General features: G+C 58.8%; 19 protein-coding genes and 1 tRNA gene. 12 read left to right on the forward strand and 8 right to left on the reverse strand.

What is annotated here, in order from left to right:
* Nucleotides 1–65 precede the first annotated feature (65 nt).
* Together phnE (HCG46_RS00275) and phnE (HCG46_RS00280) are read left to right on the forward strand one after the other, a co-directional pair.
* The gene (phnE, locus tag HCG46_RS00275; protein ID WP_168684005.1) at nucleotides 66–980 is read left to right on the forward strand and encodes a phosphonate ABC transporter, permease protein PhnE; all 915 of its coding nucleotides are present in this window, start codon (nucleotides 66–68) and stop codon (nucleotides 978–980) included.
* A gap of 2 nt (nucleotides 981–982) precedes the next feature.
* Nucleotides 983–1,840 carry a phosphonate ABC transporter, permease protein PhnE gene (gene phnE / locus HCG46_RS00280; protein WP_168684007.1) on the forward strand — a complete coding sequence of 286 codons (858 nt, stop codon included), beginning with the start codon at nucleotides 983–985 and terminating at the stop codon, nucleotides 1,838–1,840.
* Nucleotides 1,841–2,328: 488 nt separating this feature from the next.
* On the opposite strand, the gene HCG46_RS00285 is transcribed toward phnE (HCG46_RS00280), so the two are convergent.
* Both HCG46_RS00285 and HCG46_RS00290 read right to left on the reverse strand, forming a co-directional pair.
* A complete protein-coding gene (locus tag HCG46_RS00285) occupies nucleotides 2,329–3,504 on the reverse strand; it encodes an alpha-D-ribose 1-methylphosphonate 5-triphosphate diphosphatase (RefSeq protein ID WP_168684009.1) in 1,176 nt (391 codons plus the stop codon).
* 362 nt (nucleotides 3,505–3,866) lie between these two features.
* Nucleotides 3,867–3,952: transfer RNA gene (locus HCG46_RS00290), tRNA-Leu, on the reverse strand.
* Between the two features lie 220 nt (nucleotides 3,953–4,172).
* Between HCG46_RS00290 and map the strand changes: the two genes are divergently transcribed.
* The 3 genes from map to HCG46_RS00305 all read left to right on the forward strand — a co-directional run bounded on the left by map (nucleotide 4,173) and on the right by HCG46_RS00305 (nucleotide 8,235).
* Nucleotides 4,173–5,003 (forward strand): type I methionyl aminopeptidase, encoded by an 831-nt coding sequence (map, locus tag HCG46_RS00295; protein ID WP_023001049.1) that lies wholly within the window; start codon nucleotides 4,173–4,175, stop codon nucleotides 5,001–5,003.
* Nucleotides 5,004–5,069: 66 nt separating this feature from the next.
* Entirely contained in the window at nucleotides 5,070–5,783 is a 714-nt protein-coding gene (radC, locus tag HCG46_RS00300; RefSeq protein ID WP_023001048.1) for a DNA repair protein RadC, read from the forward strand.
* A 172-nt stretch (nucleotides 5,784–5,955) separates the two neighbouring features.
* On the forward strand, nucleotides 5,956–8,235 hold the full coding sequence (locus HCG46_RS00305; protein ID WP_168684011.1) for a bifunctional diguanylate cyclase/phosphodiesterase: 2,280 nt from the start codon (nucleotides 5,956–5,958) through the stop codon (nucleotides 8,233–8,235).
* A gap of 76 nt (nucleotides 8,236–8,311) precedes the next feature.
* Here HCG46_RS00305 and HCG46_RS00310 read toward each other — a convergent pair whose 3' ends face one another.
* Together HCG46_RS00310 and ppdK are read right to left on the reverse strand one after the other, a co-directional pair.
* A complete protein-coding gene (locus HCG46_RS00310) occupies nucleotides 8,312–9,268 on the reverse strand; it encodes a methylmalonyl Co-A mutase-associated GTPase MeaB (RefSeq protein WP_168684013.1) in 957 nt (318 codons plus the stop codon).
* Nucleotides 9,269–9,309: 41 nt separating this feature from the next.
* Entirely contained in the window at nucleotides 9,310–11,982 is a 2,673-nt protein-coding gene (ppdK, locus tag HCG46_RS00315) for a pyruvate, phosphate dikinase (protein WP_168684015.1), read from the reverse strand.
* A 326-nt stretch (nucleotides 11,983–12,308) separates the two neighbouring features.
* Here ppdK and HCG46_RS00320 point away from each other — a divergent pair, with 326 nt between their 5' ends.
* Together HCG46_RS00320 and HCG46_RS00325 are read left to right on the forward strand one after the other, a co-directional pair.
* A complete protein-coding gene (locus HCG46_RS00320) occupies nucleotides 12,309–14,096 on the forward strand; it encodes a tetratricopeptide repeat protein (RefSeq protein ID WP_168684017.1) in 1,788 nt (595 codons plus the stop codon).
* A gap of 12 nt (nucleotides 14,097–14,108) precedes the next feature.
* Nucleotides 14,109–14,990, forward strand: coding sequence for a 4-(cytidine 5'-diphospho)-2-C-methyl-D-erythritol kinase (locus HCG46_RS00325; protein WP_168684019.1), 882 nt, complete (start codon nucleotides 14,109–14,111; stop codon nucleotides 14,988–14,990).
* A gap of 96 nt (nucleotides 14,991–15,086) precedes the next feature.
* Here HCG46_RS00325 and HCG46_RS00330 read toward each other — a convergent pair whose 3' ends face one another.
* Nucleotides 15,087–16,022 carry a polyprenyl synthetase family protein gene (locus HCG46_RS00330; RefSeq protein ID WP_205838387.1) on the reverse strand — a complete coding sequence of 312 codons (936 nt, stop codon included), beginning with the start codon at nucleotides 16,020–16,022 and terminating at the stop codon, nucleotides 15,087–15,089.
* A gap of 255 nt (nucleotides 16,023–16,277) precedes the next feature.
* Between HCG46_RS00330 and HCG46_RS00335 the strand changes: the two genes are divergently transcribed.
* Nucleotides 16,278–16,514 carry a DUF2007 domain-containing protein gene (locus HCG46_RS00335; protein WP_055654874.1) on the forward strand — a complete coding sequence of 79 codons (237 nt, stop codon included), beginning with the start codon at nucleotides 16,278–16,280 and terminating at the stop codon, nucleotides 16,512–16,514.
* Between the two features lies 1 nt (nucleotide 16,515).
* Nucleotides 16,516–17,325 (forward strand): methyltransferase, encoded by an 810-nt coding sequence (locus HCG46_RS00340; protein WP_077292631.1) that lies wholly within the window; start codon nucleotides 16,516–16,518, stop codon nucleotides 17,323–17,325.
* Between the two features lie 17 nt (nucleotides 17,326–17,342).
* Here the strand turns inward: HCG46_RS00340 and HCG46_RS00345 are convergent, their stop codons facing one another.
* Nucleotides 17,343–17,615: a Usg family protein gene (locus tag HCG46_RS00345; RefSeq protein ID WP_031269297.1), complete on the reverse strand. Its 273-nt coding sequence runs from the start codon at nucleotides 17,613–17,615 to the stop codon at nucleotides 17,343–17,345.
* A 147-nt stretch (nucleotides 17,616–17,762) separates the two neighbouring features.
* Entirely contained in the window at nucleotides 17,763–18,110 is a 348-nt protein-coding gene (locus HCG46_RS00350; RefSeq protein WP_168684021.1) for a cytochrome c, read from the reverse strand.
* 163 nt (nucleotides 18,111–18,273) lie between these two features.
* Here HCG46_RS00350 and HCG46_RS00355 point away from each other — a divergent pair, with 163 nt between their 5' ends.
* The 3 genes from HCG46_RS00355 to HCG46_RS00365 all read left to right on the forward strand — a co-directional run bounded on the left by HCG46_RS00355 (nucleotide 18,274) and on the right by HCG46_RS00365 (nucleotide 21,710).
* Complete coding sequence (locus HCG46_RS00355; protein WP_023001036.1) at nucleotides 18,274–19,206, forward strand: MoxR family ATPase; 933 nt, start codon at nucleotides 18,274–18,276, stop codon at nucleotides 19,204–19,206.
* Between the two features lie 50 nt (nucleotides 19,207–19,256).
* Nucleotides 19,257–20,471: a VWA domain-containing protein gene (locus tag HCG46_RS00360; protein WP_031269296.1), complete on the forward strand. Its 1,215-nt coding sequence runs from the start codon at nucleotides 19,257–19,259 to the stop codon at nucleotides 20,469–20,471.
* Nucleotides 20,472–20,831: 360 nt separating this feature from the next.
* The gene (locus HCG46_RS00365; RefSeq protein ID WP_168684023.1) at nucleotides 20,832–21,710 is read left to right on the forward strand and encodes a hypothetical protein; all 879 of its coding nucleotides are present in this window, start codon (nucleotides 20,832–20,834) and stop codon (nucleotides 21,708–21,710) included.
* Between the two features lie 51 nt (nucleotides 21,711–21,761).
* On the opposite strand, the gene HCG46_RS00370 is transcribed toward HCG46_RS00365, so the two are convergent.
* A complete protein-coding gene (locus HCG46_RS00370; RefSeq protein WP_168685512.1) occupies nucleotides 21,762–22,241 on the reverse strand; it encodes a L,D-transpeptidase in 480 nt (159 codons plus the stop codon).
* Nucleotides 22,242–22,502 lie beyond the last annotated feature (261 nt).

Here is a 22,502-nt window from a genome sequence, read left to right on the forward strand (position 1 = left end):
AAAACTTGTGGCGCAGAAAGCTGCGGCGTCAGCGCCTCCTGCCCAAAATTATTGGAACTAGAGGCATGACAGCGCTCTCCCCTGCCATTGACCGGTTCGAAATCGATTATGCTGCCACTCGCCGGTCAGCCCTACGGGTAAACCTCGTCTCGACTGCGGTCTTCGCACTCTGCTTCTTCGCAACGGCGTGGTTAGGCGGTTTCTTCGACATGACCGACGTCACCCTGCCCGATGGCGACCGTGTGTCCATGTGGAAGATCTGGGCAGGATTGCCGCGGCTTGGAGAGTATCTCTACAAGACCTTGCCAGAGCTTCACCGCGAGACACTCGGGGCGGATCTTGCCGGTTGGTTCTGGCGCTGGAAGGTCTGGCTCTGGCTGCTCCTGGAAACGATCCTGATTGCCTATATGGCAACATTGCTTGGCATCATCGGTGCGTTTCTCCTCAGTTTCCCGGCGTCACGGAACCTCTCCCCCAACAGACTGGTCCTGAATGTTACCCGCCGGTTCCTGGAAATCATCCGGACGGTTCCGGATCTCGTCTGGGCCCTCATTTTCGTTTTCTGTTTTGGCGTCGGCCCGCTGGCCGGTGTTCTCGCCATCGGTCTTCATGCCACCGGCGCTCTCGGCAAGCTCTATTCCGAAGCCAACGAAAATGCCGACATGCGCCCGCTCGAAGGCATCAAGGCGTCGGGCGGCACCTGGTTCGACCAGATCCGCTACGGCATCGTGCCCCAGGTTGTCCCGAACATTATCAGCTACACGCTGCTGCGGTTCGAGATCAACGTTCGGTCCTCCTCCATCATCGGCTTCGTCGGCGCAGGTGGCCTGGGCCAGGAGATCCGCGTGGCAATGTCCTTGCAGGAATACACCGATCTTTCGGCCTTGTTCCTGATCGTCTTCCTCACCGTGATCGTCATCGACATGCTGAGCGAAAAGGTGCGTCATCGCATCATCGGCCTGACCGGAAAAGGCATCTGATCATGACCGCACAACGTCCAGATATCGCCCGCGCCAGAACGCTCGTTCCAGGCGCCTTTTCAACGCCGCGCCGGACGCGCCTGATCCGCCTCGCCGGCTGGTCGGCTTTCCTTCTTTTGACCGGCTGGTGCCTGTGGGATTTCGGCTTTGCGCCGGAAAAACTTCTTCACGGGGCGACCCGCTTTGGTGATGTGCTCGCCTTCATGTTTCCACCCCACATCTGGACAAGCTGGGCGGAATGGCAGGAAGTTCTGAAAGGTCTCGGGGAAACTGTCGCCATGGCATTCATGGGCACGCTTCTGGGAGCCCTGGTTGCGTTTCCACTGGCATTCCTGGGCGCCAAGAACATCCTGCCACTGTCCTGGCTCCGGCTTGGTGTCAGGCGCGGTTTCGACGCTCTGCGGGCGATCGAACAGCTGATCCTCGCACTCGTCTTCATCCGCGCCTTCGGCCTCGGGCCGCTGGCCGGCATTCTGGCCATTGCGGTTTCGGAAATCGGCACGTTTTCGAAGCTCTTTTCGGAAGCCATCGAGAACACCAGCCAAAAGCCGGTCGAAGGCGTGCGCGCTTCTGGCGGCGGCAGCCTGCAGACGATCCGCTTTGCGGTTCTGCCGCAGGCCCTGCCGGTGATCCTGTCGATCATCCTCTACAATTTTGAATCCAACACCCGCACCGGCACCATTCTGGGCATTGTCGGCGCCGGAGGCATCGGCTTCCTCCTCGCCGACCGCATCCACGCCTACCGCTGGCCGGAAGCCTGGACGATCATTTTCCTGATCATCTTCATGGTCTACCTGATCGACGGCTTCTCCGGTTTCCTGCGGCGGCGGATCATCGGGCTGGAACCGGGGCGAAAGTAATTTTCACCTGGGGGAAAAGCAGCGTTTTTCTCCTCCCGCCGAGTTTCCTTTTTCCGCTGCATGCCTCCCAATCAGCAAGACCTCGGAAAATCCTGATCAGCGCCTCATACTCACCTCGGAAACGGCATGGATGCCATGGTCAAGCCATGGCATGACGGAGGAGGAGTTTTTGTCGAATTACCACTCCGTCATTGCAGGGCTTGCCCCTGCAATGAAGGCGGGAATTTTGTCAGAACAAAACACTCCAACCTACCGTCAAGCCCATGCCTATGCGCAGCATCCGGTCTGCGGCCTCATTTCGCGATCTATGTCGACAGGAAAGTCAACATATCCGAATCCGCATTAGCTGATCAGAAAACAGACCATGGATGAGGGCACTCGACACCCCACCCCGTCCATCATGCCATGGCTTGATCATGGCATCCAGGCCGTGACCTCACCACACGATCAGTCCCCCAAAAGGCAACGCACATCGAACAGTCGAATGATCAGAGCACCCGCTGTCCGTTCCGCCAGGCCTGCTTGATGAAGGGATGTCCGTTGAGGACGCCGACGTGAAGCAGGTCGGCGCGTTTTCCTTCTGCGATCTCGCCTCTGTCTGACAGTCCGGCAACTTCGGCCGGCGTTTTTGAAACCATCCGGATAGCTGCCGGAAGGTCGGCGTGGAACGCATCGTCCAGCCCCACAAGAAACGCACAGTCGAGCAGCGAGCGCGGGACGTAGTCCGAAGCCAGGATGTCGACGAGATCTTCCGCCAACAGTGCGCTGACCGCGATGTTGCCCGACTGGGATCCGCCGCGAATGACGTTGGGCGCACCACCGACGACGTGCATTGCGTGGCTCTTGGCCTTGCGGGCTGCCTCCAGTGTGCACGGAAACTCCGAAACGCTGATACCCTCGCCGAGGGCTTCGTCGATGTGTTCCAGTTCCGTATCGTCGTGACTGAGCAGCGGCAGCTTGTATGCATGCGCCAGCGCGACCACAGCCGGACGAACCTTCGAGCTGATTTCATCGGAGAAGTTCAACAGTTCCTGCGTCTCACGCTCGGCAACGGCACGTGTTTCGCCCGTGTCGGCCATGCGGCGGTGAATATAGGCCTCGACGTCCTTGCTCTGGCGTCGGCCCGGCAGGTGTTCCATCACCGACACCATGCGCACGATGTCCTTGCCGATGTTTTCTTCCGTCAGACGCGTGGTCTCGCCATCTGTAATCTCGCAGCGCAGGTGCACCAGATGCTCCGACTTGAGCATGCCTCCGGACTGAAGCGTTTCCAGGGCGTCGATCATTGGCGCCAGGATTTCGCGGCGCTCCGGGTTCTTGATCGTCGCCCCCACGCAGAGGCTGTCGAACACGGTGGTGATGCCGCTGCCGATGATCTGAGCATCATGGGCCATCGCCGCTCTGAGCGGATCCCAGCGCACATGTGCACGCGGAAAGACATGCTTTTCGAAGTGGTCGGTGTGAATGTCGACCAACCCCGGCAGCAGGTAATCAGCCTCGAGATCGAACCCGGCTTGCGGCGCGCTGCCCTGATCCACCGAGACGATCCCGCTTTCGGAAAAGGCAATGTGACCGTCGACGACTTCATCGGCGAGCACCAGCCGGGCGTTTTTCAGAACTGTCAGGGCACTGCCGGAGGGCACGCGATTGTCGGCATAAGTCATGGAAACTCCTTCCGGCGAGCAGGTCGAACGAATTCAAGGATGGCCCGGTAGCGGACCGCAATGAGATATGACTCCGCGAGAGCGGGAGTGAACTGGGGCCGGAAGCAAACGCGTTTCCGGTTGATCGACCGATGATCTAGCGCTCTTTCGGGCGCAAATTGTGACAGTCGTTCAACGGATCCGTGACAATCCGGAAAAATCTGCAGATTGCAGGCGAAGGGATGGATTAGCAGGGTCGGACACAAAATCTGCGCTCAACCGGCTGGAAAGGCAAGAGCACAGGGAAGAATGACAGGTCAGAAAGGGAACCTCGAACCAGGCCGCCGCTCAAGTGGGCCAAAGGCCGGTAGCGCAACAAACCATGGTGCGGGCGACGGGACTCGAACCCGTACAGCCTAGGGCCGAGGGATTTTAAGTCCCTTGTGTCTACCAATTCCACCACGCCCGCTTTTCCCTTCCCCTAGCTCTCCTGCCCGAAAAGCGCAAGAAGGCACTGCCGCTTTTCAGCGCACAGGCGGGAAGTTTCCACGTCAGCCTGATTTTGCGGGAACAGAAGCTGGAAAATAGACGCTTTGGGCGGTATGAGAACAGGTAACGGATAATTGGTGCCGAACAGGGCCTTGTGGGCTTAGAATGGCACCGGATAATTGTGAGACACGGTAAACCCCATGGTCAGCTATATCGACGCTTCGGAAGCCCCTTTGAAAAACACGGGTCAGGTACGTTTGTACGGCCCTGAAGATTTTGAAGGCATGATGCGCGCCGGACAGCTGACCGCAGCCTGTCTGGACGAGCTGGCCGACATCGTCAAACCGGGCACGACCACCCAGGAAATCGACGACTTCGTCTACCAGTACGGCATGGATCACAACGCCATTCCGGCGACGCTGAACTATCGCGGCTACACCAAGTCCTCCTGTACGTCGATCAACCATGTCGTCTGTCACGGCATTCCCAACGACAAGGCTCTGCGCGAGGGCGACATCGTCAACATCGACGTGACCTTCATTCTGGACGGATGGCACGGTGATTCCAGCCGCATGTATCCGGTCGGCCAGTTGAAGCGCGCTGCTGAGCGCCTGATCGATGTGACCTATGAATCGCTGATGCGCGGTATCGAGGCTGCCAAGCCGGGCAACACCACCGGGGACATCGGCGCTGCCATCCAGACCTTTGTCGAGGCTGAACGCTGTTCGGTCGTACGCGATTTCTGCGGACACGGTCTTGGTCTTCTGTTCCACGACACCCCCAACATCCTGCATTACGGGCGTCCTGGCGAAGGTGTTGAACTGAAGCCGGGCATGATCTTCACCATCGAACCGATGGTCAATCTGGGCCGCCCGCACGTGAAGGTTCTCAGCGACGGCTGGACGGCCGTCACGCGGGACAGGTCCCTGTCCGCCCAGTTCGAACATTCTATTGGCATCACGCCTGAAGGCTGCCAGATCTTCACCACGTCCCCCAAAGGCATCCACAAGCCGGGCCTGCAGACGGACTGATTGTTCGGCCTGAGGTCCGTTTACCGGCGATGCACCGTCATCTGACAGCGGCTGACGCAGGAGCTCATGAAAGAGACGACGACCGCCAGTGAAGCACCGGCCGCAACCGGCAGCGACCACAAGGGACACCGCCAGCGGCTGCGGGAACGATTTCGTAAAACGGGCGAGCAAGGTCTCGCCGATTATGAACTCCTGGAATTCCTGTTATTTTCCGCCCTGCCCCGCCAGGATACAAAGCCGATCGCCAAAGCGCTGCTTCAGCGCTTCGGTTCCTTTCCGGCAGCCCTTGCCGCCCCCCGGGAACGGCTCAAGGAAATCCCGGGGTTGTCCGACATCAGCATAGATGCGCTTCAGGCGGTGCATGCATCGGTCATCCGCTTTCACAAGGCCGGGCTGGAAAAACGGCAAGTGCTCGACAGCTGGCAGAAGGTCATGGACTACCTGCAGGTTTCCATGGGGCTGGCCCCGGTAGAGCAGTTCAGGATCCTGTTTCTCGACAAGAAAAATGCGCTTATCGCTGATGAGGTTCAGCAGACAGGCACGGTCGATCACACCCCGGTCTATCCACGCGAAGTGATCCGGCGCGCCCTGGAGCTTTCGGCAACGGCCCTGATCCTTGTCCACAACCACCCGTCGGGCGATCCGACCCCATCACGCGCCGACATACAGATGACCAAGAAAATCGTCGACATTGCCGGCCCACTCGGGATCGAGGTGCATGACCATATCATCGTTGGCCTGCGTACAAACGTCAGCTTCCGCAGCTTACAGCTGATTTGAGTTGCCAGAGCAACGGACAGGCCAAGTCTTGGGGGCCGTACAGCTAAGCTCTTTAAGACTGTTTGCAAATCCGGATCGGGAGTTTTGAGACTTTACCCTTAATTTACTTAGAATTTGCGGCATTCCTTAACCCAGATCGACAATACTCGGGCCAAAGAAATCGGGCTCGTATATGTACAATTCGTCTAAAAACTCCGGCGGACAGATAGCAAACGCGATCATTATTCCGATGGTCGTGATCGTCATGATATCCGTTGTCGGTATTTTCGGCCTGTTGCACTGGTCTGCCCGCCTGTCGGACGAAACCGCCGTCGAATCCCAGAACAAGCTCATTTCCGGCGCTTTGCAGCTGACCCAGAATTACATGGTCAAGCAGCAGAACGGCGTCGTGATCTGGGACGAAGCCTATCACCGGGTCAATCAGATCAACCCCGACGAAGGCTGGATCTACAACAACCTGATGCACTGGCTGTTCCAGAACCACGGTTTTTCCAAGTCGATCCTGATCAACCGCGATTACGGCGTGCAATATGTCTACGCGCAGAACCACACCAACCAGTGGATGACGCAGGAGCTGCTTCAGGAACTGAAGCCGGCCGTTGCCAAGGTGCGCGCCCGCTACATCATTTCCTTCCGCCGCACACCATCCGGGCTCTACAGTTTCATTCCGCAAAGCAGCGACGCGCGCCGGTCGATTGCCGAAACCGGGCTCGTCTCCCTGGCGGGCGAACCATATCTCTTCAGTGCCGCCGCCATCATGCCGCAGATCCAGTCGATCTCCCGGGTCCGTTTCCCGCCGTCAGTGCTGGTAAGTCTGGTACCCTTGCGGGGTGAAAAGCTGACGGAAATCTCGGAAATGTCTCGCCTTGACGGGTTTGTTCTCGCCAACAACCAGACCCAGCGCGATGGCGTCGGCAGGTTTCAGCTGAAGTCCCCGCTTGGACAGGATGTCGGCCTGATCGCCTGGCAGACAACCGAGCCCGGCAGCCAGATGATACGCCGGATCAATCCGTTCCTGGCCTTGGCGGCGTTCATGATTGCCGCCGTGGTCATCGCCGTGACCATCTTCACCCGCCAGATGACCAAACGTCTTGCACGCAGCGAAGCCAAGGCAGTTCACTCCTCGCGTCATGATGCCCTGTCCGGCCTGCCGAACCGCGCGCGGTTCCATGCACTTTTGACGGACACGTTGGACGAAAGCGTTGCCAAGGGAACGAACACGGCCGTCGTCTACATCGACCTCGACCATTTCAAGGACATCAACGATACGCTTGGCCATTCCGCCGGCGACAAGGTGATCACTGCGGTCGCCCAGAGACTGCAGCGCGTCATTCCCGAAACCGGGATCGTTGCGCGCATCAGCGGCGACGAATTCGCGATGGTCATCAAGAACTGCGAAGACGATGTCTGGCTGGAATACATCCTCGACCAGGTGCAGGACGAAATCGGCCGTCCGATCATGATCGGGCGCCGTGAACTTCACGCCAGCCTCTCGATGGGCGCAGCCATTGCCCCGCGCGACGGCAACGATCCGGACGAGCTGCTGCGCAAGGCCGATATCGCGCTTTATGATGCCAAGGCAAACGGCCGGAACCGCCGTTCCTTCTTCGAACCGAACATGGAACATCACGTCCAGTCAAAGGACCGGCTGTCCCGCGAACTTCGGCTGGCACTCAAGAACGACGAACTGACACTTGCCTACCAACCGCAGTCCGACACATCGGCCAAGCGGATCGTCAGCGTTGAAGCGCTGGCCCGCTGGACCAAGGAAGACGGCACCGTCATTTCCCCGGCGCAGTTCATTCCGGTGGCCGAGGAAACCGGCCTGATCAACGAACTGGGTATCTGGGTGCTCAACAAGGCCTGCGCCAAGGCGCACGAATGGCCCGGCATCACCGTTTCGGTCAACGTTTCGCCAAACCAGTTCAAGCATCCGCGGTTCGTCGAAAAGGTGATGGCGATCCTTGCCGCCAACAACCTGCCGCCACAGCGCCTGGAAATTGAAGTCACCGAGAGTGTTTTTGCAGGCCGCAACGATTCGGTGCTGAAGGCCCTGCGCAGGCTGAAGAACCTGGGCGTGAAGGTTGCGCTCGATGACTTCGGCTCAGGTTATTCCAGCCTCAGTTACCTGCGCCGCTTCCCTTTCGACACGCTCAAGATCGACCGGGATTTCGTTTCCGACATGAACGGCAATGCCGAAGCCGAGGCCATTCTGGTATCGATCATCCAGCTCGGCAAAGCGCTTGGCATGACCATCGTTGCCGAAGGCATCGAGACGCTGGAACAGATCCGTTTCCTGCAGGCACACGACTGCAACCGAATGCAGGGCTACTACATTTCCCGGCCGCTGACGGACACCGCCCTGACGGCTTTCCTGGACGAATTTCACCGCGTCGGTACGCCCGGTTACGGTACAGACCTGAGCTACCAGGTACGCGCGGCGGAAGCTTGACGACACTTCGTACGGGCAAATGCCTGCCCGTCAGCCCTACGGTTTGTTCAGGAACGACCTGGAAACGCTACCAGGCTCAAAGACCGAGCAACGGACGGAGCCTGGCGGCAAACCCGTGAAAGCTCGCAAAGGGAGCCGTCTCGGCCAATGTCAGCCAGTCCTGCTCTACCCTGGCAGCCAGCTTCAGGCCAGCGTGACCGAATTCCGCACGCACCATATCCTTGAACCAGGCAACATGCTGCGCTTTGCGTTGGCGTTGCAAGGCCTCGCCTGACGCGATGTGCGCATGGTGGCGCGTCCAGTGGTCAACCAGATCATCAACACCGCTGAGGGTTTGCGCGGAGACTTCGCACACAGGCACCTTCCACCCTGCAGTGCTGTCGGTATCGCTCAATGACAGGGCGCCCGCGACATCCGAGGCAGCCCGACGGGCGAGCACACCCATATCTGCCTTGGTGACAGCCACGATATCCGGCAGCTCCATGATGCCGGCCTTCATGAACTGCAGACTGTCACCCGATCCGGGCTGGATACACAGAACAACCGTGTCGACAGCCTGCTTCAGGTCCCCTTCCGATTGTCCGATACCAACGGTTTCAACGATCACGCAGTCGCACACGCACCGGAGAACGGCAATTGCCGCAACTGCATGATCGGAGAGGCCCCCGAGGCGATCTCGCGCCGCCATGGAGCGGACGAAGACGCCATCGTCGGATGGATCGGTTTTCAGGCGGGTTCGGTCACCCAGAAGGGCACCACCGGTCACCGCGGAAGACGGATCAATCGCAAGTACAGCCACAGTCTGCCCTGCCGTCCGGCACGCGTTGATGAGCGCGTCGGTCAGACTTGATTTGCCGACGCCGGGCGGACCGGTGAGGCCCAACACTTTCGCGGTGGCTTCACCAGCGGCCGAGTCCAGAAAAGCCGCGGTTTCGGCATCCTCCGCATGGCTTTCCAGCCGGCTGAGAACCCGCGCGAGCTGCCTCTTGCCACCCGCGCGCAAGGTGTCCAGCTTGGGGTAGGCATCGCTCACACCGCACTCCCCTTGGCCTCGACCGGAGTTTTCCGCCCCATTCAGCTTCCGGACTTGAACTTCAAGGCCGCCTGAGCTGCCGCCAGGCGGGCAATCGGCACACGGAACGGCGAGCAGGAGACGTAGTCCAGACCGACGCCTTCGCAGAAGGAGATCGAGGCCGGATCACCGCCATGCTCCCCGCAAATGCCAAGCTTGATGTCGGGACGGGTCGACCGGCCGCGTTCAACGCCGATCTTGATAAGCTCACCCACGCCTTCCTGATCGAGAGAGACGAACGGATCCTGCTCCAGCAGGCCGCGCGTCTGATACGTCCCCAGGAAGGAAGCCGCATCATCGCGCGAGATACCGAAGGTGGTCTGCGTAAGATCGTTGGTACCGAAGGAGAAGAACTCGGCAGACTGTGCGATTTCCGCCGCTTTCAGGGCGGCGCGCGGCAGTTCCACCATGGTGCCGATCTGGTATGTCAGTTCCGCTCCGGTTTCGCTCATCACGGCTTTTGCCATGACCTCGATGCTCTGGCGTACGAGGTCGAGTTCTCCCTTGAGGCCGACCAGCGGAACCATGATTTCCGGAACCACCGGTGCGCCGGTTATCTTGGCAGCCTCGACAGCCGCCTCGAAGATGGCCCGGGCCTGCATTTCGGCGATCTCCGGATAGGAAACCAGCAGACGGCAGCCGCGATGGCCGAGCATCGGGTTGAATTCTTCCAGTGCCAGCGCCCTGTCGCGAAGCAACTCCGGATCGGCACCCATGGCTTTTGCGACGTCCGCCAGTTCCTCTTCCGATTTCGGCAGGAATTCGTGCAGTGGCGGATCCAGCAGACGGATCGTTACCGGCAGGCCGTGCATGATTTCGAAGAGATCGGTAAAGTCCTGCCGCTGCATCGGCAAGAGTTTTGCAAGTGCTGTCCGGCGTCCGGCTTCGGTCTCGGCCAGAATCATCTCGCGCACGGCAATGATGCGCTCGCCTTCGAAGAACATGTGCTCGGTGCGGCAAAGGCCAATACCTTCAGCGCCGAACTCCCGCGCAACCTTGGCGTCTTGCGGCGTTTCCGCGTTGGTGCGCACGCGCATGCGGCGCACCTTGTCGGCCCAGCCCATCAACGTGCCGAAATCGCCGGAGAGCGTCGGCTGAAGCATCTCGACCTCACCAACCAGAACCTGTCCGGTGGCTCCATCGATGGTGATGATGTCACCTTCCTTCAACTGCCGTCCGGCAGCATTGATCACACCGTTGCGATAGTCGATCCGCAGCATCCCAGCCCCGGCGACACAAGGCTTGCCCATGCCGCGCGCCACCACGGCCGCGTGGCTTGTCATGCCGCCCCGGCTGGTCAGAATACCCTCGGCCGCATGCATGCCATGGATGTCTTCCGGGCTGGTTTCCACGCGAACAAGAATGACCTTGCGCCCTTCCGCCTTGGCTTTTTCCGCCTCGTCGGAGGAAAAGACGATGGCACCGGATGCAGCCCCGGGAGAGGCCGGCAGGCCGGTCGTGATCACATCGCGCTTTGCTTTCGGATCAATTGTCGGGTGCAGGAGCTGGTCGAGCGCAGCAGGCTCCACGCGGCCAATGGCCTCTTCCTCACCCAGCAGCCCTTCGGCAACCATGTCGACCGCGATCTTCAGCGCCGCCTTGGCGGTGCGCTTGCCCGACCGGGTCTGCAGCATCCAGAGCTTGCCCTTCTCGATCGTGAACTCCAGGTCCTGCATGTCCCTGTAATGGGCTTCCAGCTTGGCACAATAGGTCTGGAATTCGGCAAATGCCTCCGGCATCAGCGCTTCCAGCGACGGGCTGGAAGACCCGGCCCCGATGCGGGCCTTCTCGGTGATATCCTGCGGTGTCCGGATGCCGGCAACCACGTCCTCGCCCTGTGCATTGACCAGGAACTCGCCATAAAGGGCGTTTTCGCCAGTGGAAGGGTTCCGGGTAAAGGCGACGCCGGTCGCAGAGCTCTCGCCCATGTTGCCGAACACCATGGCCTGAACGTTGACGGCAGTTCCCCAGGAGGACGGCAGATCGTGCAGGCGGCGATACGTCACGGCACGCGGCACCATCCAGGAACTGAAGACCGCGCCAATCGCGCCCCAGAGCTGCTCTTGCGGATCCTGCGGGAACGGCTTTTCCAGTTCTTCTTCCACCAGCGCCTTGAACTTCTCGATGATGCCCAGCCAGGCATCCGCATCGATTTCGGTATCGAGCGTCAGTTCGTTGCGTTCCTTATACTCTTCCAGAATTTCTTCAAATTCATGGTGGTCGAGGCCCAGCACCACGTCGGAATACATCTGGATGAAGCGACGGTAGCTGTCGTAGGCGAAACGCCTGTCTCCCGCCTCTTGCGCGATCGCTTCGACTGTCTGGTCGTTAAGGCCGAGGTTCAGGACGGTATCCATCATGCCGGGCATGGAAACACGAGCGCCGGAGCGGACGGAAACCAGCAGCGGCCGTTCCGGGTCACCAAACTTGCGGTTGGTCGCCTCGCCGACCTTCTCGAGCGCTTCGGCAACCTGTGCCGTCAAAGCGTCCGGATAGGATTTTTCATGCTCGTAGTACCAGGTGCAGACTTCCGTGGTGATGGTGAAGCCCGGTGGCACGGGCAGACCCAGGCTGCTCATTTCGGCCAGGTTTGCGCCCTTCCCACCGAGAAGATTACGCATATTCGCTGCACCTTCTGCAGCGCCATTGCCGAAACTGTAGACCCACTTGGTCATCTGATACTCTCCTCGCCTAGTTCGGTCTGCGGCGTCTCGCGCGCAGCCAACTCGCATTATCATTCCGGCAGCAATCGGGCCGCACCGGCACCAGATCTTTTTGCACCGCACATTCCTGCTACGGCAACTGCTTGTCTTCAAGCCCTTTTTCAGCGAAACCGGTTATGATTGGTCGTAAGTCTTAGCATTTCCGACGTTGAGCAAAATCAAAAGGATTTAAACCCGCAGAAAGTTATCCCGGGCGCCTTGCCGGTCAGCCTTAAAGACGCCATTGTCAAAGGTAATAAGCAGTAAACCCACCAGATTCAGGGACAGAAGTGCGAACAATGATGACAAATCCGACCGGTGCCGTTTCGATCAGGGATCGCAGTCCTCTCCGCCGGAAACTGCTTGCGCTGGTCAGCGTGCTCGCCCTTCTTCCCGCTACCGCACTTGCCGAAACGAGCACCGAACCGGAAACACTTGGCACACCGTCCGATCTGCCGTTCACGCTGTCCGGCAGCTACCTTTCCGGCCGCCTCGCCGGTTTCCAGAAAGACTACGCCCAGGCAGCGGCGTTTTACGAAGAAACCCTGGCCGCCGACCCGAGCAATACGATGCTGCTCGAACGCACCTTCCTCCTGAAGTTGGCCAACGGCGATGTCGAACAGGCCGTTGTCTACTCCAAGGAGCTGGAAAGCGCCGGTCTGCAGAATTTCCTCGCACAGCTGACGCTCGGTGCGCAGGAGATGCTGGACGGCCGCTATGAAAAGGCCAACGAAGAACTTGAGCGGGGCCGCAACGGCCCGCTCGCGCAGCTTTCCATCGGCATCTCCCGCGCCTGGACGCTTTATGGCAGCGGCAAGATCGACGAAGCCGTCGCGATGATTGACGGACTTGAGGGACCGGACTGGTTCGAAGTGTTCAAGTCCACCCACAAGGCACATCTTCTGTTTGCCGCCGGGCGTAACCAGGAAGCACTGGAAGCCGCCGAGAGCGCCTATGCCATCGACCAGGGTGCCTTGCGCGTCGTGGACGCCTACACCCGCCTTCTGGCCGCCAACGGACGCCAGAAGGAAGCACTTGATGTACTCGATCAATACGATGCGCAATTCCGCGGTCACCCCAAGCTTGACCAGACCCGTGAGGCTATCAGCAGCGGTGAGATCATTCCGCCGCTCGTTACTGATCCGGCAGCCGGCATGGCGGAAATCCTCTATGGCCTTGGTGCCGTAATCGGCCGCGATGGCGGTGAAGAGCTTTCGACCTCCTATCTGCAGCTTGCGCTCTACCTCGATCCGAAGGCCGAATTTGCAGCCATTGCTCTCGGCAGTGTCTTTGAGCGGATGGAGCAGCCGGAACGGGCCATCGAAGCCCTGATGATGGTGCCCGATGACAGCGTGCTGAAGCGCGAAGCCGAAATCCAGGTTGGCATGAACTACAATGCCCTGGAGATGGTGGATGAAGCCCGCAGCCATCTGGAAGAGCTTATCAAACAGGATCCCTCGGATCTTGAAGCCGTGATCGCACTTGGCAACATCCTGCGTGCACACGAAATCTACGAGGACGCCGAGGCAACCTATACCAAGGGCATCGACACCATTTCCGAACTGCAAAGTCAGCATTGGCTGATGCTTTATTTCCGCGGTATCGCCCGGGAAAGACTGGGAAAATGGGAACTTGCCGAAGCCGACTTCCGCAAGGCGCTTGAACTCAACGAGGATCAGCCACTCGTGCTCAACTATCTCGGCTATTCCCTGGTCGACCAGGGTCTGAAGCTGGATGAAGCCCTGGGCATGATCAAGAAAGCCGTCGAACTGCGGCCAACAGACGGATACATCGTCGACAGCCTTGGCTGGGTTTATTTCCGTCTTGGTCGCTACGAAGAAGCGGTGAAGGAACTCGAGCGGGCTATCGAGCTTCGCCCGGCGGATCCGGTCATCAACGATCACCTGGGCGATGCCTACTGGATGGTCGGTCGTCGCAACGAGGCAAGGTTTCAGTGGAACCACGCCCGCGACCTGGGTCCGGACGCAGAGGAATTGCCGAAAATTCTGGAAAAGATTGCCGAAGGCCTGAAGGAGGTTCCGGGAACGGATGCCGCCAAAGCCGAGACCGGCAAAAACGGCGGCTAACCGGACACACCCATGGCCCTCGCCTCAAAGTCTTCCCCCCGGGTGGAGCTGGCCCGGGCCAAGGTGAATCTGGCACTGCATATTACAGGTCGGCAGCCGGACGGCTATCATCTGCTGGATTCGCTCGTGGTCTTCCCCCAGATCGGCGACAGACTGGCGATAGAAGCTGCCGGTGAGCTCGACCTGCAAGTTGAAGGCCCGTTTGCGCGAGACCTGACGGGCCCGGTCGAAGAGAACCTTATCCTGAAGGCCGTGCGCAGCTTCGCCGAAAAGGCCGGTATTGATGTTCCACAAGTTCGCCTGACACTGACCAAACGCCTGCCTGTCGCTTCCGGCATCGGTGGCGGCTCCAGCGATGCCGCTACCACCTTGCGCCTTCTGGAGGACTTCACCGGCACCTATCTAGCCGAGGAAGAATTGCACGCGCTGGCGCTGACGCTTGGGGCGGATGTACCGGTTTGTCTGTTCCCGGAACCCCAGATCATGCGCGGCATCGGCGGCGACCTGAGTGCCGGTCCGGACCTTCCGCCTTGCGGTATCGTGCTTGTAAACCCGAGGGTCGGCGTATCCACTCCGGAAGTCTTCAAGTCCATGGAACAGCGGGACAACGCTCCCATGGATCTCATGCCGGAAAAGTTTGAAACGCTGGCCTCGCTGGTCGCCTATCTGGCAAGCTGCCGAAACGATCTGCAGAACCCGGCGAAAGGTCTGTGTCCTGAAATCGGTCAGGTTCTGTCCGAACTTGAAGCCGATACCCGCATCGACCTTGCAAGGATGTCCGGCTCCGGTGCGACCTGCTTCGGCCTGTGTGAGTTGAATGCCGCCATGGACGTCGAACGTGCATTGCGCAGCAGCCATCCCGACTGGTGGATCGCCTCCGGGCCGCTCTCCTGACAAAACGCAGAGTTGGCTTTTAGAAAACAAAGAAAAAGCCGCCATTTCAAAAATGGCGGCGTTTCAATTTCGTCAGAAAACAAATACTTGTAAGCGTTAGCTCACACGCGAGATGCAGAAGGCAACAGCATCACCCAGCGCATCGCTGTGCGCACCGGACGGCAAAGTGTCCAGTGCAGCAAGAGCCTTGTTGCCGTAGTCCTTCGCCCGCTCGACCGTTTCAGACAAGGCGTCGTATTTCTTCAAAAGCTCGATGGCCTGTTCCAGATCACCATCCTGGATTTCTTCGCCTTCCAGGCAACGTCGCCAGAAGTCGCGGTCTGCATCAGTGCCACGGGCAACGGCCAACACCACCGGCAGTGTGATCTTGCCTTCTCGGAAATCGTCGCCGACATCCTTGCCGAGATCTGCGGAAGAGCCACCATAGTCGAGCGCGTCGTCAACTAGCTGGAACGCATAGCCGAGTTCCATGCCGTAGGTCCGCGCGGCCCGCTTCATTTCGACTGACTGCCCGGCAATCACGGGGCCGACTTCGGCAGCAGCGGCAAACAGAGCGGCGGTCTTGGCCTCGATCACCCGCAGATAGTCTGCTTCGGTCGTGGCGATGTTCTTTGCAGCGCCAAGCTGCAGCACTTCGCCTTCGGCAATGACTGCGGATGCCGTGGAGAGGATGCGCAGCGCTTCCAGCGAACCGACATCGACCATCATCTTGAAGGCCTGTCCGAGCAGATAGTCGCCGACAAGAACACTTGCCTGGTTCCCCCAGAGCTTGCGCGCTGCAAGCTTGCCCCGACGCATGTCGCTTTCGTCCACGACATCGTCATGCAACAGCGTGGCGGTATGCATGAATTCCACGCTGGCCGCCAGCGTGACATGACCATCGCCCTGGTAGCCGAACATCTCGGCACAGGCCAGCGTCAGCATCGGCCGGAGCCGCTTGCCGCCTGAGGAAATCAGGTGTTTGGCGATTTCCGGGATCAATTCAACATTCGATCCTGCCTTCGACAGGATCAGATCGTTGACCTCGCCCATGCCGCCGGACACCAGATCAACGAGCGACTGAATGCTCGGACGGCGCGGCTGATCGTCTGTATAAGTTGCAACAACGGCCACTAATGGCACTCCCTGAATATTTGTGCGGACAATATGTTGCGAACGCCTTCGGGGCAAGCCGCCAATCCATTGACAAACTGTTGAAATGCCGCAATCAGCTGGTTTTGCTGTAAACGGGTCGGATGAGGCTTTCTGTTCGACCGCAGGACATGGACTGCTAACGCCGGGAATCTTATGGAAGAACTAGTCAGAACAAACGATCCCGTCCTGATTTCCTTTCTGGAATCGATTCTTGAAGATGCCGGCATCAAACATTTTGTCGCAGACGGCAATATGAGCATTCTGGAAGGTTCGCTGGCCATGATCCCGCGCCGCATACTTGTCGATTCAGACCAGATCCAGATGGCGCGCAAGCTGGTGCGAGACGCCGGTCTGGAACATGAACTGCGCCCGGAAAGCGGCCGGGCCTGACATGACTTCGCCGACGGACAGCACCGAATGCACATCACAGGAAACGACGCATGACGCCTTTCTGGGTGGCAAGGTCTATGTGCATCAGCCCAAGCGTGGCCGGCACAGGGCAGGCCTCGACGCGGTCTATCTGGCGGCGGCCCTGCCGGATGGTACCCGGGGACATGTCATCGACCTTGGCGCGGGTGTCGGAACCGCCGGGTTTTGCGCTGCGGCGCGCTTGCCGGATATTCGGGTAACGCTGGTTGATATAGACGAGACCGTGCTCGCCCTCGCCCGTCGCGGCCTTGAAGACCCCGCCAATGGCGCGTTTTCCAGCCGTGTCTCCCTTCTGGAGGCTGATATTACGGCCAAGGGAAGTGCGCGCCACGCAGCCGGTCTTACCCCCGCAATGGCGGACCATGCCATCATGAACCCGCCCTACTATGAGGCGGACCGCTTCCGGGCATCGCCCAACAGTGCTCGTGCCGGCGCGCATATGCTCGATGACCGGGGACTGGAGCCATGGGCGAAAACAGCAACGGATATTGTCAAGGAAGGCGGCAGCCTGACCGTCATCTTTCGGGCAGACGGTCTGCAGGAACTGTTGAGCGTTCTCAAGGGCCGGTTCGGCGCAATTGAAGTGATTCCGCTTCGTCCGAGACAGGAAGCGGCAGCAACACGTGTTCTGCTGCGCGCCATTCGCGCCAGCAAGGCCCCCTTGCGGCTGATGCCGGGGTTCGTATTGCATGAGGGGGACGGATCCGAATTCACCCCTCAGTCAAAAGCTGTCATGCGTGATGGCAAAGGACTTGGCCTCAGCGCGCGCTGATTCCTGTCCCGCCTATCTCAGTGCACCACGATTTCTCCGTCCGCGTAGCGGAAATCAACCGGCGAGATCAGGGTCTGGTGAGCAACGCGAACGGAATGGATGCGACCTTCTATCTCCCGTTCCCAGAACACAAGAAACCTGGTCAATTCGGGAAATTTCGGCGCCAGGTCTTCCGTCTGCCACAGGAAACTCTGCAGCAACTTCGGATGATCAGGCAGACGGTAGAGGATTTCCGCCGTCATCAGTCCATAGCCGAGAAGGCGTTTTTCAAAGTCAGAGCTGGTTTTCATGCCAATCCTTTCTTCTGTGCAAAGAAAGATTGTCACGGAAATCTGGTTAACCAAACCCGACTTTTGGATATTTACTGTTTAAAAACAGCAATTTAGCAGCACTCGACAGGCACTGCTAACAACAGGAGCCTTGGGCCGAAAAAAGCATCATTTCACTTGGATGGTGGTCAGATACCCCAGAAAGGCGTCGATGTCATCCGGCTCCAGCGCGAATTCCGGCATGTTGTCATGTGCCGTCACGATGCCTTCCGCCAATGGTTCTTCCAGGCTTTCCAGCGGATACCGGCTGGAAAGATCACGAAAGGCGGGCGCACCGGCCTGTGCACTCTGGTCGTCCCGGCCGACTGCATGACAGGTAGCACAATGGATTTCCGCCAGCTCCCGGCCGCTCGCAACGCTCACCGGATCCGTCGGATAAGCTCCGTCAGAAGCCAGGGCAGACGATGCTGCAAACAGGATGACGGCGACACCAAAAAACGGTTTGCTGCGCAACACTCTACTTCCCTCCCTTGAATCAGTTTCGCTTTTATAGAAGGTTCGAAAACAGAAACCCATTAGGGGGAACACGGTGGCCACGAAAAATGTGCCTTCAACACCAATGTTCTCGACGCCAGTATCTCTATATAACCGGGATCACCACCCGTTCACCGGAGGAAACATGAACCAGCTGCCGGCTTCCATTGACGACACTCTCGCCCTGATGGATCAGGCGGGCTACGTGGCCGACCGGTCGCTTGCCACCGTTCTGCATCTGGCCCTGAAGATGAAACGCCCCCTGTTTCTGGAAGGCGAAGCCGGTGTCGGCAAGACGGAAATTGCCAAGGTCCTGTCGTCGACCCTCGGAAGAGACCTGATCCGCCTGCAATGCTATGAAGGCCTCGACGTCGCCTCAGCGGTCTATGAGTGGAACTACCCCGCTCAGATGGTCGAAATCCGTGTCGCGGAAGCAGCCGGCGACACTGACCACTCCGAGCTTTCCAAATCGATTTTCGACGAACGCTTCCTGATCAAGCGCCCCGTGCTGCAGGCGCTCGAACCTTCGCTGGCAGGCGCGCCGGTGTTTTTGATCGACGAACTCGACCGGGCGGATGAAGCGTTCGAAGCCTTTCTTCTGGAAGTTCTGGCCGATAACCAGGTGACGATTCCCGAGCTCGGCACCGTGAAGGCAGCAGAGCCGCCCATCGTCATCATCACCACCAACCGCACGCGTGAAATTCACGATGCCCTGAAGCGCCGCTGTCTCTACCACTGGGTCGACTACCCCGATGCCGAGCGCGAGCTGGAGATTGTCCGCCGCAAGGTTCCCGGCGCCGCCCAGCGCCTTGCAAGCGAAGTGGTTGCCTTCGTGCAGAAGCTGCGTGCCGACGAGGATCTTTTCAAGCAACCCGGTGTCGCCGAAACGCTGGACTGGGCGACAGCTCTTTCAGAACTCAACGAAATGGCGCTCGATCCGGACATGGCATCCGACACGCTTGGCGTTCTGTTGAAATACCAGGACGACATCGAACGCGTCCGCGGCTCCAAAGTGCGCCAGATGATCGACGACATCCGCAAGGACGCTCCGCACCAGCAATCCATGCCGGCGGTTTGAACAGGTGACAAGACAACAAGGGGCCCATCGCACTCATCCGGGAGGCTGCAATGACACCCTCTCCTGAGTTGCGATCGCGGATCACGGACAACATCGTCTATTTCGCGCGAACGCTGCGCAAGGCGGGCGTTCCCGTCGGCCCCGCCTCCGTGGTGGATGCAGTTGCGGCCGTGGAAGTCTCCGGCATCGAAAGCCGTGAGGACCTCTACTGGACACTGCATGCGGTCTTCGTGCGCAAACGCGAACAGAAGGTGCTGTTCGACGAGGCTTTCCGGATCTACTGGCAAAGCCGTGGATTGATCGAGAAGATGCTGGCGATCCTGTCGCCGGTCGCCCCGCCCAGAGGTGAGCCTGAAAAACCGAAGGCCGGCCAGACACGGGTCTCGCAGGCGTTTCAGGCAGCGCAAGAGCGGGTCGCAGAGGAAACCGTTCCCCAGATCGAAATCGATGCAAAGTTCACCGTCTCCGGCAAGGAATTGCTGCAGACCAAGGACTTCGCGCAGATGACGTCGGATGAAATTACCGAAGCCAAGCTGGCGCTCAGGGCCATGACAATGCCTTTGGACAAGATCAGGCTTCGTCGCCTCAAACCGGCGTCCAGAGGAAAAGTCGATCCACGCCGAACCTTGCGCGCCTCCATGCGGGCCGGTGGTGACATAATTGACCTGAAGTTCCGCAAGCCGGCGGAAAAACGGCCGCCGCTCGTCGCCCTTTGCGATATCTCCGGAAGCATGAGCCAGTACTCCAGGCTTCTGCTGCATTTTCTGCATGGTCTGACCGTGGAACGGCGGGATGTACACACATTCCTGTTTGGCACCCGTTTGACGAACGTCACGAGACAATTGCGCATGAAGGATCCTGACGAGGCCCTGGAAGCTTGCTCGTCAGGTGTCGAGGACTGGTCGGGTGGCACCCGCATCGCCTCTGCACTGCATGATTTCAACCGGCATTGGTCTCGCCGTGTCTTGTCGGGACAGCCGACCGTACTGCTGATCACCGACGGTTTGGAGCGCGATACGGACGAGGATCTTGAGCGGGAAATGGACCGGCTGCACCGCTCTTGCCGTCGACTAATCTGGCTTAATCCCCTGCTGCGCTTCGAAGGCTTCGAAGCAAAGGCAAAGGGTATCCGCGCGATGCTGCCGAATGTGGACGAATTCCGAGCGGTTCATTCACTCGACGCGGTTGCCGATCTTGTCGCTGCGTTGTCGGGTTCAGGCGGTCGCGACAGCAGTGCCAATCCGAAGCGTTGGCTGAAATCGTAAGTTTGGTAGCCCATTGCGCAGACGTGTCCAATTGACACTCAAAAGTCTGGAAGACGGCACCTGACTGGCCTGGTTTCATGCAGGCTGGAAGCAGGTGATTTTCTGCTTCAAAATGACGGCATGAACAAAGAGACCCTGCCAGCTTCGTGTTGGGGCACTAGAAGTTGACAGGGTCATTTGAGAGGTCGTTTGCAGGCCTCGGACCCACCATATATTCAATTTCATGAAACTAAATGCGACATGCTGCCTCTGCGGCAGGGTGTGCGCTGCCGCATGAACTTGACCTCGAAAACGCGATTAAACTGCGCTACACTTTTGTGGTGTGAAACAGACGTTACTTCTTGAATTTTCTGCCGCGTTATGACCAGGAACAATAATCAGGATCTCGACAAAACAGTCTACCATCAAGTGATTGGCTGTTCGCTTCTGCTCGTCATCCTGTTTGGTCTCGGACACAACGTCTATCTTTCTTCCGGCGATCCCTTTTCCGGCCCAAAGCCGTCTACTCATCCAATCACGGCACTTGGTTTTCTCATTCTGGCCGGAGCTATCTTCTTTCGTCTGCAATGGGCGCGCTCGGTCTGGCTCAGGGGTACCCTGTGCTGCCTGATGATCCTGCTCTCGGGCCTTCGTATTGCCGAGGCCCTGTTTCCGGATCAGATCACTCTATTTGCCGACAGCTGGCTGTCCCATTCCCTGGAATCGATCAATATGTACGGCCGGTTCTCGATTGAAACGGCTCTCTTCCTGTTTTGCTGCTTCAGTTTCGAGCTTTCCCAGGAACGGCATACTGTCGTCAGGCTGCTCCTGGTATCTGTTTGCCTGGCCGTATTGTCCTTCGGCTTTGCGGAAACAGTCTATGCGTTCTTTCTGTGGGGGAACGAACTGTCGATGATCACGCAATTCGGCATGTGGCTGGTGTCGGTAGACCTCCTGGTCCAGATGCGCAATCAGGCTCCTTTCCAGAGCGTGATGCAACCGGGTAGGTCAAATTTCTACCGCCAGTTCACCGCACTTGCTCTTTATCTGCTGCCCATGATCATCGGCACGGTCGTGCTTCATAAAATGCAGATTTCCCCCTCCGAGCAGGCCCCGTTCGAACTGTTCTTCGCGGGAACAAGCTGCCTGCTGCTGGGTGTCGTCCTGATGCTGGGAACCTATCTGGACCGGAAGAAACCCCCGGAAAATGCCTGGTCGGCACCGTCATCCGGACGCAATGGCAAGCGGCGGGACAGGTAAGACTGATCTCCTCGCCAGTTACCGGCTAGCCAGCGAATGCACCTGGCTGGTTCACGGCAATGCCACCACAGGCGTTCGAACCGTTACCCTTTGAAACAGGTCCTCGATGTCGTGGTTGGCCATCCGGATGCAGCCATACGAAACCGCGCGCCCGATGGAGCCCGGCCGGTTGGTGCCGTGAATGGCGTAGTTACCGTTGGACAGCGTCATGGCGGCAACGCCCATCGGGTTGTTGGGCGCGCCACCGCGAATGACCGTCGGCAAATGCGGAAAGTCTCGACGGACTTCGTCCGACGGCGCCCAGTCGGGCTTCACGTATTTAGCCGTTATGAATGCCTGTCCGGTCCAGGATTTTTGCCGTTTGCCGACTGCAACCCTGTAGCGGATCGCCCTGTTGGCGCCGAGCACAAGATAAAGCCGCTTTTCGGAATTCTTTATGACGATTGTTCCGGCGCGAAAGCGGGCATCCGAGAAGCCTACCACTTCGGCGGCATCAGCAGACTTTGGCGGAACACTGATTGCAACAAGCATCATCAAAGGAATGAAAACGCGGAACAAGGAGACCAGACGCATTACAAACTCCATGCAGTTGCGCCGAGATTACCTTGCCCCTTCCCTTGAAAGAACCGGGACAGGCCTATTTTCTTACCAAAAGGTTAATCAGCACTCCAACGTGAAGAGACAATACGGCCAGCCAACTGGTATCTGAGGGTGAGCGAATACCGGTCGAACAATCGCATCTTTGCCTGTGACAGGCGTCACCGCGTCTGACGGAGCCTCATGAGATAGTGC

Origin of the sequence: Labrenzia sp. PO1 (assembly GCF_012273635.1) — a bacterium.
GTDB classification, from domain to species: Bacteria; Pseudomonadota; Alphaproteobacteria; order Rhizobiales; family Stappiaceae; genus Roseibium; species Roseibium algicola.